We start from the raw sequence: 13553 nt of genomic DNA on the forward strand, positions 1-13553 counted from the left end.
TACACCTGCCGCGGTTGTAGAGTGGAGTGATCCACTCTACAAGATGACCCTGCCCATGCCAATAGCGTCAGCTCAGGCTTTCCGCGATCGCGTCACGCCGTCGAAGGCCGTCTGCACCATGCGCCGCAGCAGCGGCTGCACGCGCTCGGCGCGTTCGGGCAGATAGTCGAAGGGCAGCGCCTCCTGCATATAGCTGCACTGGGTCATTTCCAGCTGTATGGCATGGATACCCTGTTCCGGCTTGCCGTAGTTGCGGGTGATGTACCCGCCGGTGAAACGGCCGTTCAATACGCTGGTGTAGCCCTCCGGCTCGCCTTCGCGCGCCACCGTGGCCACGGCTTCGGCGATGTCCTGCGCGCAGGCGCTGCCCTTGCCCGTGCCCAGGTTCAGGTCCGTCAGCTTGCCTTCGAAGAACCGCGGCAGCACCGAGCGGATCGAGTGCGCATCCCACAGCAGCGCGACGCCGTGCTGGTCGCGCAGGCGGTTCAGTTCCTGCGCCAGCTTGTCGTGATAGGGCTGCCAGACCTGGGCGCGGCGCAAGGCGACCTCGGCATCGTCAGGGACATCCTTGGGATCGCGATACAGCGGCGTGTCGTCGAAGGTGTCGACGGGGCAGAGGCCGGTCACGCTCTGGCCCGGGTACAGGCTGCTGCCATCGGGCGGCCGATTCAGGTCGGCGACGTAGCGCGAATGGGTGGCCACCAGCACCGATGCGCCCATGCCGACGACGAAGTCGTACAAGCGTTCCAGGTGCCAATCGGTATCGGGAACCTGCCGCGCCTCGTCGGTCAGGCGTTCCGCGATGGCGGGCGGCAGGTAGGTGCCGACGTGCGGCATGGAAACCAGCATCGGCGCGGTGCCTTGCCGGAAGGTAAAAACGGGACGATCGGTGATGGCTTGAGACATCGTTTCCTCCAGATGTTGAATGACCGTTCGAGCGAGCCGGCGCCCGGCGTCCGGTCGGTGTCAGCGATCCGTGACCAGCGCGCGCCGCACCTCGACGAACGCGGCCGCGGCGCTGTCGCGCAATGCGTGCCGGCCTTCCTGTACGCGCAGCCTGCCCGCGACCCAGACCTTGCCTATCGCGGACGTGCGATGGCTGCCGAAGACGTGCGCGGACAACATGTCCTGCGCGGGCAGGCCCGCCAGGGCGACGTGGCCCGGATCGAGCTCCAGGAAATCGGCTTGCTGGCCCACGGCGAAACCCGCGACGGCGCGGCCGGCGGCCTGCGCGCCGCCCGCCACCGCGGCCAGCGTCATCGCGGTGGCGACGTGCGGCTGCGCGGCATCGGCCATGACGTTCCGTTGCCGCGTGGTCAGGCGCAGCCCGTATTCCAGCCACTGCAATTCCTCGGCGGCGTTCACAGTGGAATGGCTGTCCGACCCCACGCCCCAGCGTCCGTCGCCCGCGCGCCAGTTCGCCATGTCGAACAGTCCGTCGCCCAGATTGGCCTCGGTTGTGGGGCAAAGTCCGGCGACGGCGCCGCTGCGCGCGGCGTCCAGCGTTTCGTCGGACGTCATATGCGTGGCGTGGACCAGGCACCAGCGCGGTCCCACCGGGGCATGCTCGAGCAGCCAGCGCACGGGCGGCAGGCCGCTCCACGCGATGCAGTCTTCCACTTCCTTCACCTGTTCGGCGATGTGGATGTGGATGGGGGCGGTGGGATCCAGCGCGTCCAGCCCGGCCAGCGCCTCGGCCAGGGAGGCCGGGGGTACCGCGCGCAAGGAGTGCGGCGCCAGGCCCAGCCGTCCGCCCTGGGCATCGCAAACCGGTTTCAGCGCGTAGAGCAGTCGCAGCATGCCGTCCGTATCGTGCAGGAAGCGTCGCTGGCCTTCGTTCGCCGCCGCGCCGCCGAAGCCGCTCGATTGATAGAGCACGGGCAACAGCGTCATGCCGATACCCGCGCGCTCCGCGGCGCGCAGGATGGCCAGCGCCATTTCCGGTCCCTGCGCATAGGGCCGGCCGTCGGCGTCGTGATGCAGGTAATGGAATTCGCACACGCTGGTGTAGCCCGCTTCCAGCATCTCCACATACAGCCAGGTGGCGATGGCCTCGGCCTGCTCCGGATCGATGCGGCCCGCGCAGCGGTACATCAGTTCGCGCCAGCTCCAGAAACTGTCGGCGGCCTGGGCGCGATATTCGGTCAGGCCGCAGAAGCCGCGCTGGAACGCGTGCGAATGCAGATTGGGCATGCCGGGAACGAGCGGGCCGGCAGCCTGGCCTTGTCCCGGTTCGGGGGCGGTGCCGCTGCTGACCCGCGTGAGTCGTCCCTGCCCATCCCAGGACAGGGTGACGCCACGCGCCCATCCTTCCGGCAAGAGTGCGTCGGCGGCCCACAGGGTACTTGGGTGATTCATGTCGCTTCCTGTTGTACTGTGGCGTCCCGCGGCGCGGGCATGTCGATCGACACCACGATCAGTCCCGTATCGACGGGGGCTTGCTTCCTGGTGCAGCGCACGCGCCATGCGTACGGTTGGCGTGCCCACCAGAGGCCTTCGTCGGGTTCCAGTACGTGCTGGCTGCCGTCGTCACGCTCCACTTCCCAGCAACTGCCCACGGCCAGCAGCAGGCCGGATGCCGCGCTGGGCACGATGGCGTGGCTGCCGATGACCTGCACGTCGGCCTGCACCGTTCCGCGCCGGCTCATCACGTTGAAATCTTCCGAAGCGCCGCCCTGCAGCGTGCAGTCGACAGCGACGTCACCGGGAAACGCGAAGGGCGCCAGCGGCGTGGTCAAGTCATGTTCGCCGGCCTTGAAGCCGCCGCGCAACACCACGCCCGCGCCGCTCAGCAGGGTAATGATGCGATCCACGCCGGCGAAGCTGGAGAACGGCCCGCCCGCGTCGATGCGCGCCACACTGATGCGCCACAGGAAGTCTTCCATGCCCGCGCCGGGAGGCCAGCAGACGATCTCCCTGGTCAGGCCGCCGCCGTTCTTCCACGGCTGCGCCGGCACATCGGCCAGGCGAAACGGTACCGGATCGATGTCCGCGTTCGATACGATGGGACTATGCACGTTTGAGTACCGCCTGCAGGAATTCGCGTGTGCGGGGCTGGGTCGGCGCGGTGAAGATCCGCGACGGCGGCCCGGCTTCGATGATGCCGCCGCCGTCCATCACCACCACGGTGTCGGCCACTTCCTGCGCGAAGGCCATTTCATGGGTGACGACCATCATGGTCATGCCTTCGGCCGCCAGCATCTTCATGACTTTCAGCACTTCGCCCACCAGCTCGGGGTCCAGCGCCGACGTCGGCTCGTCGAACAGCATGACGCGCGGCCGCATGGCCAGGGCGCGGGCGATGGCCACGCGCTGCTTCTGCCCGCCCGACAGGCTGGCGGGCATGGCGTCGGCCTTGTGCGCCAGGCCGACTTTCTCGAGCAGCGTGCGCGCTTCTTCCTCGGCCTGTTTGCGGCCGATGCCGCGCAGCTTGCGCGGACCCAGCGTGATGTTGTGCAGTACGTTCAGGTGCGCGAAGAGGTTGAAGGACTGGAACACCATGCCGACTTCTTCGCGCAGCTTGTTCAGCCGGCCATCGGGCAGCATGCGGCCTGAGGCAAGCAGCGGCTGGCCGCAGACCTCGATGTCGCCGCCTTGCGCCAGCTCCAGCCCGTTGCAGCAACGCAGCAGCGTGCTCTTGCCGGATCCGCTGGGCCCGATCACCACGACCACCTGCGAAGGCAGGACGTCCAGGTCGATGCCGCGCAGCACGACATTGTCGCCATAGGCCTTGGTGAGCTGGCGTATGCGCACCATGGGTTGTTGCGTGTTCGCGCTCATTGCACCATTCCTCCCGCACGCAGGCGCAGCTCGATACGCCGCAGCAGGAACGTCGTCACGCCGGTCAATATGAAGTAAATCACCGCGATGGCCAGATAGACTTCCAGTGAACGATAGGACACCGAGATGATCTTCTGTCCTTCGTGCATCACGTCATGGATGGTCAGCAGGGACACCAGCGCCGAATTCTTGATCAGCGCGATGAATTCGTTGCCCAGGGGCGGAATCATGCGCACGAATGCCTGCGGCAGCACGACGCTGGTCATGGCCATGCGTCCCGGCATGCCCAGCGACCGCGCCGCTTCCACCTGTCCGCGGTCGATGGACTGGATGGCTCCCCGCACGATTTCCGATACGTAGGCACCGCTGTAGACGGACAGCCCGATGGTGCCGCAGACGAAGGCCGGCAGCATGATGCCGAACTGCGGCAGCCCGAAGAACAGGATGAACAGCTGCACCAGCAGCGGCGTTCCGCGTATGGCGGCCACGTAGGTGGAGCACAGGCCGTAGACGACGCGGCGGCGCGGATCGAGCCGGCCGATGCCGACCAGCAGCCCGATCACGCAACCGCACAGCAGCGACACGGAGACGATTTCCACCGTGACCGCCGCGCCTCGCACCAGGTCGGGCCAGTTGGCCCAGACCGGAGAGAAATCCAGATCCATTCAGGGCCTCAGTTGCTGAACCACTTCTTGACGATGGCGTCGTAGGTGCCATCGGCCTTCAGTTTGGCCAGCGCCTTGTTCAGACTGGCGGTCAGTTCCGGCTGGTCCTTGCGCACGGCCATGCCATACGCTTCGGTCGTCAGTTGCTCGGGCAGCACCTTCAGGCCGCCGCGGGTGCGTACGTACTGGTAGGCGGCGGGCAGGCCGGTTACCGCGGCATCGGCGCGGCCGATGGCGACCAGGTTGAACATCTGGTCGTTCTTTTCCACTTCAACCAGCTTCACTCCGGGATAGTTGTCCTTCAGGTAGCCGACCGACTTGGTGCCGACCTGCACGGTGACCTGCTTGCCTTCCAGGTCCTTGGGCGTCTTGATGGTGTTGTTGTCGGCCTTCACCATCGCAACCAGGCCGCCCGCGTAGTAGGAATCGCCGAAGTCGACGACCTTGCGCCGTTCGTCGGTGATGTAGATCGCCGATACGGCCATGTCGTAGCGCTTGGCCACCAGCCCGGGGATCAGCCCCTTGAAGTCGATCTGGGTCCATTCGACCTTCTTGCCCATGGCCTTGGCCAGGGCTTCCGTCAGTTCGATATCGAAGCCGGTCAACTTGCCGTTGTCGACATACTCCATGGGCGGGAAGGTGGCATCCGTGACCACGCGGATCACGTCGTCGGCATGGGCGGGGGTGGCGGACCACAGGAGGGGACTCAAGGCGAGCGCGGCTTGCAGGACGCGGCGACGTAGGGCTTTCATTCAAGGCTCCTTGGAAATCGGGACGCGGACGTCCGGGGAAAAGGTCAGGTCAGGTTGAGCAGGCGGGAAACACGTGCGGCGGCTATTACCACCATCTGGGTCAGTTCGTCGGCGCGCGCCAGGCCCCTCGATGTCGGCGCCATCAGGGTCAGGCAGCCGGCCAGGCGCTGGGCGGGCCCGAAAAGCGGTGCGCTGGCACCCCACACGCCTTCGTCGATTTCGTTCTGGCTGCATGCGTATCCGGCCTTGCGGATGGCGGCGAGCGTTTCGCGATCGGGCAACTGCGGGTCGGGTGGCTCGCCTTGCCATGCATCGAGCAAGGCGTCGCGGCGCGCGGCAGGCAGGTGTGCCAGCAGGCATTTCGCCGTGGCGCCTTTGCGCAGGGCGACGCTGCGGCCTTTCTCAAAGGAACAGCGCAGCGCCTGCGGGCTTTCCAGCATGTCCAGGCAGATGGCGCGGTCGTTCACCGCCACGATCAGGCCCACGCTTTCATTGGACTGGTGGACCAGCCGCTGCATGTCCATGCGCGCCATGTGGACCAGGTTGGAACTGGCGTCGAATCCTTGCGCCAGTTGCAGGCCCATGGGACCTGGCGCGTAGCTGCCATCTTCTTCCTGCACGAAACCCCAGTGCTTCAACCGGGCCAGTTGGCGGTACAGCGAGCTGCGCGGCAAACCGGTGGCATCGGCCAATTGCTGCGCCGTCACGGGACCATTCCACTGCGCCAGGGTGGCCAGCACCAACAGGACGCGGTCCTGCGAAGCGGGAATGTTCGTGGAGGCATGCATGATGTCGCGAGTATGGGGTAGAGCAGTCCTTCGGGCCAAGTCGGGATTCCCATGAAATGGGAATGGCCGGCGCGTTTTGCGGGGACTGGGCCCCGATCGTGTCCCATTTTGGCGCATAAGGCCGTGCACAGCGCACCGCTATGGCGCAACGCTGATAATTTATCGTTTACGACGAAAATTCGTTCGGTATTTTTCATTGGAATAAATCAATAACGATTCCTATGATCCCTGCAACGACAAGGGCTTACAGGAGATCGAAGTGGCAGGTTGGGCGATCGGAATAGATATCGGGGGCACGTTCACCGATATCGTGGCGCTGGATTACGGGGCCGCGGCCTTGCACAGCCTGAAAGTGCTGACGACGCACGGTGATCCCGCCGAGGGCGTCGCCGATGGCGTCAGCCGCATCATTGCCACGTGCGGCATCGCGCCCGCCGCCGTGACGCGTATCGTTCATGCCACGACGCTGTTCACCAACGCCTTGATCGAGCGCCGCGGTTGCAAGACCGGGCTGCTGGTCACCAGCGGATTCAAGGACGTGATCGAAATCGGCCATGAGCGCAAGTACGACCTCTACGACCTGCGGATAGAGGCCGCGCCGGCGCTGGTCGAACGCCGTCTGCGGGCCGAGATAGGTGCCCGCCTGGACGCGCGCGGCGTCGAAGTCGCGCCGGTGGACCCGGACGAGGTGGTGCAGGCCGTGCGCCACTTGGTGGACGAGGGCGTGGAGTCCCTCGCGGTCTGCCTGCTGCACGCCTATGCCAACGACGCCCACGAGCGGCAGGTCAGGGCCATCCTGCGCGCCGCTTACCCGGATCTGGCCATTACGCTGTCCAGCGAGGTGGCGCCGGTGGTACGCGAGTTCGAACGCATGTCGACGACCTCGGCGAATGCGTATATCAAGCCGTTGGCGAGCCGCTACCTGGACAGGCTGCAGCGCCGCCTGCGGGACCTCGGCCTGCACGCGGACATCCTGATGATGCTCTCCAATGGCGGGCTGTCCCATCTGGGGGAGGCCAAACGGATACCTATCGAACTCCTGGAGTCCGGCCCCGCGGCCGGCGCGATTTCCGCGGCCTGCTATAGCGCACTCGATCGCCAGGCCGATCTGCTGGCCTTCGATATGGGCGGAACGACGGCCAAGCTTTGCCTGGTGGAAGACGGCCAGCCTTCGATTTCCTTCGGCTTCGAGGCCGCGCGGCAAAAGCGCTTCGCCGAAGGCAGCGGCCTGCCCATACGCATCACCACCATAGACCTGATCGAGATCGGAGCCGGCGGCGGCAGCATCGCCAGCCAGGACGCGCTGGGCTTGTTGAAGGTCGGACCGCACAGCGCGGGATCCGAGCCGGGACCGGTTTGCTATGGACGCGGCGGTGGCCAGCCCACGGTCACCGATGCCAATCTGCTGCTGGGGTATCTGAATCCCGCGTATTTCGCTGGGGGCACGATGTCCATCGACGCGGAACTGTCCGGCCGCGCGATCGATGCACTGGGCAAGGAACTCGGACACCGGGCCATCGACGTCGCGTGGGGCATACACGACATCGTTGCCGAGAACATGGCCGGCGCGGCACGTGTACACGTCGCGGAACGCGGTCGCGATCCGCGCGATTTCGTGCTGCTCTGCACGGGCGGAGGCGGGCCGCTGCACTCCTACTACGTCGCGCAGAAGATAGGCGTCCGTACGATCATCTGCCCGCCAGCGGCAGGCGTTGCCTCGGCCTACGGCCTGCTGGTCGCGCCCGCCCGCGCCGACCGGTCCCGCACGGTCAACGTGCGGCCCGCATCGGACAGCCTGGACGATCTGGAACGCGCCTATGCGCAGCTGGAGCACAACGCGACCGAGTCCTTGCGCCCCTTGGATTCGGCCTTCGGGCCGGTGTCCGTGCATCGCAGCGCCGATGGCCGTTTTGCCGGACAGGGCTTCAGCTTGACGGTGGATCTTCCCGCCGGGCCGTACGCGGGCACCGGGGCCGCTGACAGCGATACGGTACGCCTGCGGCTGGTGGAGGCATTCGAATCCGGTTATCGCGAAAAATTCGGGCGCACGCCGCCGGACGTGCCGATCGAATTGCTCAATCTGCGGGTCAGCGCCACGGCGCCGCCGCGCCAACAGTTGGCGCATGCCGATATGGAAACCGGAGCGGATATCCAGCCGGTCAGCCGACGCGATGTCTACTTCCGCGAATCGGGCGGTTTCGTCGAGACCCCCGTCTATAAGCGGGACACCCTGCATCCCGGCTTCGATCGAAGCGGCCCCATGCTGATCGAGGACGATGGGTCTACCTTGGTCGTGGGCCCACGTGGCCATGTCCGCCAGCTTCCCAGCGGCAATTTGATCGTCACGATACAGGAGCAGCAGGCATGAAGAGCAGCGGCATGAACGATAACGACGACATGGGCCACGCCTCAGCCGGCCGCGCCTCAGCCGGCCACGCCGAATCAGCGGATCCTATTTTTCTGGAGGTTTTCTGGACACGGATCCGGTCGGTGGTGAACGAGGCCGCCAAGCTCATCGTGCGCACCTCCTTTTCCACGCTATCCACCGAGGCCAACGATTTTGCCGTCGTGCTGACCGATTCCGCCGGGCGCGCCCTGGCGGAGAACAGCGGCAGCATTCCGTCTTTCATAGGCACCCTGCCACGCACCGTGCAGGCGACGATCGAACGCTTCGGCACGCGGGAGATGCGCGATGGCGATGTGTACATCACCAATAACCCGTGGATAGGAACCGGCCATTTGAACGACGTGAGCCTGGTCAAGCCCGTCTTTCATGGCGGCGCGCTGGTCGGCTTCGCGGCCACCGCGGCGCACGTGCCGGACATCGGCGGCAAGATCCGCTCCGTCGATGCGCGCGAACTGTTCGAGGAGGGGTTTCACATTCCATTGATGCGGCTGTTGCGAGATGGCCAGGCCGACGAGACGCTGCTGTCCCTGATCCGTACCAATGTGCGTACGCCGCAGCAGACAGTGGGGGATATCTGGTCGCAAGTAGGCGCGGTGGAGCTGATCGGCGGGCGCCTGGGCGCAATCCTGGACGAATACCGCCTGGCCGGTATCGACGAACTGGCGCAGGCATTGTTCCGGCGCAGTGAAATCGCCATGCGCCGCGCCATACGGGCCCTGCCGAACGGCGAGTACCACTACTCGATGGAGACGGATGGCTTCGAGAACCGCTTCCAGTATCAGGTCAAGGTCCGCGTGGGCGATGAAGACATCGAATGCGACTTCACCGGTACGTCGGCGCAGCAGCCGCGCGGCATCAATTGCGTTCTGGCATACACGAGCGCGATGACGGTGTACGCAATCAAGAGCCTGCTGCTGCCGGAGCTGTCCAATAATGACGGCCTGTTCCGGCCGATCAAGATCACGGCGCCGGAAGGCAGCATCCTGAATCCGCGCATGCCCGCGCCGGTAGGCGGCCGTGCGTGCACGGGACACTATGTGCCGACGGTCATCTTCGGTGCCCTGTACGGAATCCTGCCGCACAAGGTCATGGCCGGCGTAGGTTCGCCGCTGTGGATCGCCAACCTGAGCGGTACGCGCGAAGACGGAAGGCCTTTTGCGACGGTGCTCTTCTATAACGGCGGCATGGGCGGCACCGAGGGCAAGGACGGCGCATCCGTCATGTCCTGGCCCAGCAATATCTCGGCCACGCCCATTGAAGTCGCGGAGCGCGAGGCACCCCTGTTTTTCAAGTACAAGCGGCTGCGGCCCGACTCGGGTGGTCAGGGCGCATGGCGTGGCGGCCTGGGGCAGGAGATCTGCTTCGTCAGCCGGCATCACGCGCCACTGTCCGTCGTCTTCCTGACCGAACGCCTGCGTGTCGCCGCGCCTGGCCTCGGGGGCGGTGGCGACGGCGCGTTGGGCCAGGTCATGATCAACGGCGAAGTCATCAACAGCCGGCGGCCGCATGTGCTGCACCCCGGCGATGAGGTGATATTGCGCACGCCCGGCGGCGGCGGCTACGGCGACGCCGCGCGGCGGGATGCGGCGGCAAGGACAAGGGATATCGCGCAGGGCTATATCTCGGCAAGCTGAGTCCATCCGGCGGTCGCCATGCCGCCACGGACCCGGCATATCAACCAGGCCGCTCAAGCGGTCGATACAAGGGAAAAGCACATGAAGACAGCGTTGAAATGGCGCATGGGCGCCATGTCCTTAATGGCGGCATTGATGTCGCCGGCCACCTGGGCCGCGCCTGCCTATCCGGTCAAGCCGATCCGTTTGATCGTTCCTTATCCGGCGGGCGGATCGACCGACGTCCTGGCGCGCATGCTCGGCCAGAAGGTCGGCGAAACGCTGGGCCAGACCGTGATCGTGGAGAACCGTCCGGGCGCGAGCGGCAATATCGGCGCGTCCTTCGTGGCGAAGTCCGAGCCCGATGGCTATACCCTGTTTCTAGGCACATCCACGGCGCTGTCCGTCAATCAAAGCCTGTACAAATCGCTGCCCTACGATCCACAGAAGGACTTCGCGCCCATCGTCCTGGCGACCATGCTGCCCAGCCTGGTGGTGACGAACGACAAGGTCCCTGTCAAGACGGTGCAGGAGCTGACCGAGTGGCTCAAAGGGCCTGGCCGCGGCGCCAGCTATGCCTCGTCCGGCGCCGGAACGCCAGCCCATCTCGGCGGCGAACTCTACAAATGGCTGACCGGCACGCATGCGACGCACGTGCCCTACAAGGGCGGGGCGCCCGCGTTGACGGACCTGGTGGGTGGCCAGACCGCCTACATGTTCGCCATCCTGCCGGAATCCATGCCGCTGGTAAAAACCGGCCAGTTGCGTGCACTGGCGGTGACGACCGCCAAACGCTTGCCGGCCTATCCGGATATCCCGACCGTGGCCGAATCGGGCGTGCCGGGTTATGAGCTGATCGGCTGGTACGGTTTCCTGGCGCCCGCGCGCACGCCTCCCGCGATCATCGACACGCTGAACAAAGCCTTCAACAAGGCTTTGGATGAGCCCGACACGCGCAAGAAGTTGCAGGACCTGGGCTTCGAGGTGGCGGGCGGCCCGCCTCAGGCCTTGAGCGACCTGATGCGTAGCGAAACCTCGAAATGGAAGCAGGTGATCGACAAGGCCGACATCAAGCTGGAGTAGCCATCGAGCTGCGCCGGCGTTGGCCCTTGGCCGGCGCCGGCTTTTCTCGTTGTGCCTTGCCTGGAAGCGCGCTCACACCGGGCGGCAGGGGCCGTTCGTCGATGGCCCGGCGCATGAATTCCAGCAGGCGGGTGGAGCTGGGCGACAGGGCCCGCAGCTTGCGGCTGATCAGGCAGATCTCGCGCGAGAGCCGAGGTCCGATGACTTCGCGGAAAACGAAAGGCGCGAACTGCCCCATGCCGGCCGCCAGCGCGGGAATGATGGCATAGCTGGCCCCCAGCCGCAGCACCGCGTGTAGCGATGTGGTGCTGGAGATCTCGTCCCGCACGCCGGAGAACATATCCTGGCGTTGTACGTTTTCCCGAAGAAAGGCGCCGATGCCCGTGTCCGAGGAAAAGCTGACATAGTCGGCGGGATCGAGATCCGACCAGCGCAGCGGCTTGCGGCTGGCGCCATAGCGATGCCGTGCGTCGCACACCACGCCATAGCGGTCCTCGAGTAAAGGGGTATAGACCAGGTCGTCGTGCCCGCGGTGCCGGCTCGTCACGGCGAAATCCAGGTCTCCGCCAGCCACCATGGTCTCCACCAGTTCAGCACCGGCGTCACGCAATGAGATCGTCGTATCGGGGTATTCCTGCTTGAAGGCATGGGCGGCGTCGGCCAGGAAGTGCTCGATGACCGAGGCCGCCGCCGCGATGCGGATGTGGCCCTGGCGCCCCTGCGAGAATGCCTGCAAATCGCTCAGCGCGCCGTCGAAGTGGCTGAGTATTTTTTCCGCTTCCACTTTGAAGCGCACGGCTTCGTTGGTCATGGCGACGCGGCGCGTGCTGCGATCGAACAGCTTCACGCCTATGGTTTCCTCGAACTGCTGGATGGTGGCGGTCAAGGACGACTGGGTAAGGAACAGGCGCGACGCCGCCACCGTGAACGAGCCCGCATCCGCCACCGCCACGAAACATCGCAGGTGTCGCAGGGAAATATTGCGCAGCATCTCGTTCTTCCTTTGCGTGCGATCGTAGGAGCCCTTGCAGGCGGCCTCGGCGTTGTCCACACGCATATCGGGCTGCGTGGATCATATATTGGTGAAAACGAATAAACAATAAAAACTAATCGTTTGTTGTGAAGAAATCGCGTTCCTAGAATGCCTCGATCTTCTTTCCAGCAACTCGCCGACGGGCGCGGGTGCGGCGCGAGTGCAGCGCGGCCGCACGTGCGGCCGCTATCCATCGCAAAGGACTTAGACATGGGCTTACTCGCAGACAGGGTCAATCGCATCAAGCCTTCTCCCAGCTCCATGGCGGGACAGCGGGCGCGCGAGCTACGCGCGAGCGGGCGCGACATCCTGGGCCTGACCGCCGGCGAGCCGGATTTCGATACGCCGGCGAACGTCATCGAAGCGGCCGGGCGTGCCATGGCGGAATCCCGCACCAAATACACGGACGTCGGCGGCACGCCAGAACTCAAGGAAGCCATCGCCCACAAGTTCGCGCGGGAGAACGGCCTGGACTACCGCAAGGAGGAAATCATCGCCGGTACGGGCGGCAAACAGGTGATTTTCAATGCCTTGATGTGCACCGTAGGGAAAGGGGATGAAGTCATCGTCCCGGCGCCTTACTGGGTGTCCTATCCTGATATCGCCCTGTTGGCGGGGGCCACACCTGTCTTCGCGCCTACCCGCGTCGAAGATGGCTTCAAGCTCCGTGCCGATGCGCTGGAGCGAGCCATCACGCCGCGCACACGCTGGCTGATACTGAATGCGCCGAACAATCCCAGCGGCGCGACCTATTCGGCGGACGAACTCAAGGACCTCGCCGAGGTCCTGCTGCGCCATTCGCATGTATGGGTGCTGTCGGACGATATGTACGAGCACATCCTGTATGACGGGCGCGGCTTCAACACGCTCGCGCAGGTCGAGCCGCAATTGAAAGCACGCACGCTGACCGTCAATGGCGTATCGAAGGCCTATGCGATGACGGGCTGGCGGATCGGCTATGCGGGAGGACCCGTGGAACTGGTCAAGGCCATGACCAAGCTGCAATCGCAGAGTACGTCCAATCCGTCGTCGATCAGCCAGGCGGCGGCGCGTGAAGCCTTGGTAGGCCCGCAGGACGTGATCAAGGAACGCACCGCCATCTTCCAGCAGCGCCGTGATTTCCTGGTGGACGCGTTGAATGGCATCTCGGGCATCCACTGCCATGTTCCCGAGGGCGCCTTCTATGCGTTTCCATCCTGCGCGGAATTGATCGGACGCCGCACGCCACAGGGCAAGACGCTGGTCAACGACGAAGACTTCATCATGTACCTGCTGGAAGAGGAAGACTTCGCTGTCCTGCAAGGCGCGGCCTACGGGGTGTCGCCGCACTTCCGCTTGTCCTTCGCGGCGTCGATGGATGCCATCGAGGCTGGGTGCGAACGATTGCGTCGCGCATGCGCCAAGCTGGATTGAGGCCGTCACATATCGGTTA

General features: G+C 65.2%; 12 protein-coding genes. 4 read left to right on the forward strand and 8 right to left on the reverse strand.

Features of this window, described 5'->3' with window-relative positions; all coding sequences use genetic code 11:
• Nucleotides 1–72: 72 nt before the first annotated feature.
• From hutG to CAL12_RS11250, 7 genes are read right to left on the reverse strand one after another with little or no spacing between them, the layout of a single operon-like run.
• Nucleotides 73–906: an N-formylglutamate deformylase gene (gene hutG, locus CAL12_RS11220; RefSeq protein WP_086064548.1), complete on the reverse strand. Its 834-nt coding sequence runs from the start codon at nucleotides 904–906 to the stop codon at nucleotides 73–75.
• Nucleotides 907–966: 60 nt separating this feature from the next.
• Nucleotides 967–2358, reverse strand: coding sequence for a formimidoylglutamate deiminase (locus tag CAL12_RS11225; protein ID WP_086064549.1), 1392 nt, complete (start codon nucleotides 2356–2358; stop codon nucleotides 967–969).
• Nucleotides 2355–3017 (reverse strand): HutD/Ves family protein, encoded by a 663-nt coding sequence (locus CAL12_RS11230; RefSeq protein ID WP_232464781.1) that lies wholly within the window; start codon nucleotides 3015–3017, stop codon nucleotides 2355–2357. Before CAL12_RS11230 ends, CAL12_RS11225 begins: the two co-directional genes overlap by 4 nt.
• A complete protein-coding gene (locus CAL12_RS11235; protein ID WP_086064550.1) occupies nucleotides 3010–3780 on the reverse strand; it encodes an amino acid ABC transporter ATP-binding protein in 771 nt (256 codons plus the stop codon). Before CAL12_RS11235 ends, CAL12_RS11230 begins: the two co-directional genes overlap by 8 nt.
• Nucleotides 3777–4445 carry an amino acid ABC transporter permease gene (locus tag CAL12_RS11240; protein WP_086064551.1) on the reverse strand — a complete coding sequence of 223 codons (669 nt, stop codon included), beginning with the start codon at nucleotides 4443–4445 and terminating at the stop codon, nucleotides 3777–3779. The genes CAL12_RS11235 and CAL12_RS11240 overlap by 4 nt, the downstream gene beginning before the upstream one ends.
• 8 nt (nucleotides 4446–4453) lie before the next feature.
• The gene (locus CAL12_RS11245) at nucleotides 4454–5197 is read right to left on the reverse strand and encodes a glutamine ABC transporter substrate-binding protein (protein WP_086064552.1); all 744 of its coding nucleotides are present in this window, start codon (nucleotides 5195–5197) and stop codon (nucleotides 4454–4456) included.
• 44 nt (nucleotides 5198–5241) lie between these two features.
• Nucleotides 5242–5985 carry an IclR family transcriptional regulator gene (locus tag CAL12_RS11250; RefSeq protein WP_086064553.1) on the reverse strand — a complete coding sequence of 248 codons (744 nt, stop codon included), beginning with the start codon at nucleotides 5983–5985 and terminating at the stop codon, nucleotides 5242–5244.
• A gap of 259 nt (nucleotides 5986–6244) precedes the next feature.
• On the opposite strand from CAL12_RS11250, the gene CAL12_RS11255 reads away from it, so the two are divergent.
• From CAL12_RS11255 to CAL12_RS11265, 3 genes are all read left to right on the forward strand, one after another.
• Nucleotides 6245–8353 (forward strand): hydantoinase/oxoprolinase family protein, encoded by a 2109-nt coding sequence (locus tag CAL12_RS11255; protein ID WP_086064554.1) that lies wholly within the window; start codon nucleotides 6245–6247, stop codon nucleotides 8351–8353.
• A gap of 29 nt (nucleotides 8354–8382) precedes the next feature.
• A complete protein-coding gene (locus tag CAL12_RS11260; RefSeq protein WP_086067826.1) occupies nucleotides 8383–10026 on the forward strand; it encodes a hydantoinase B/oxoprolinase family protein in 1644 nt (547 codons plus the stop codon).
• An 81-nt stretch (nucleotides 10027–10107) separates the two neighbouring features.
• Nucleotides 10108–11088, forward strand: a complete 981-nt coding sequence (locus CAL12_RS11265) for a Bug family tripartite tricarboxylate transporter substrate binding protein (protein ID WP_086064555.1) — start codon at nucleotides 10108–10110, stop codon at nucleotides 11086–11088.
• Here the strand turns inward: CAL12_RS11265 and CAL12_RS11270 are convergent.
• Nucleotides 11075–12145: a LysR family transcriptional regulator gene (locus CAL12_RS11270; RefSeq protein WP_232464783.1), complete on the reverse strand. Its 1071-nt coding sequence runs from the start codon at nucleotides 12143–12145 to the stop codon at nucleotides 11075–11077. The genes CAL12_RS11265 and CAL12_RS11270 overlap by 14 nt on opposite strands.
• Before the next feature lie 186 nt (nucleotides 12146–12331).
• On the opposite strand from CAL12_RS11270, the gene CAL12_RS11275 reads away from it, so the two are divergent.
• Entirely contained in the window at nucleotides 12332–13534 is a 1203-nt protein-coding gene (locus CAL12_RS11275) for a pyridoxal phosphate-dependent aminotransferase (protein WP_086064556.1), read from the forward strand.
• Nucleotides 13535–13553 lie beyond the last annotated feature (19 nt).

Source organism: Bordetella genomosp. 8, from assembly GCF_002119685.1.
In the GTDB taxonomy this organism is placed as follows: domain Bacteria; phylum Pseudomonadota; class Gammaproteobacteria; order Burkholderiales; family Burkholderiaceae_B; genus Bordetella_C.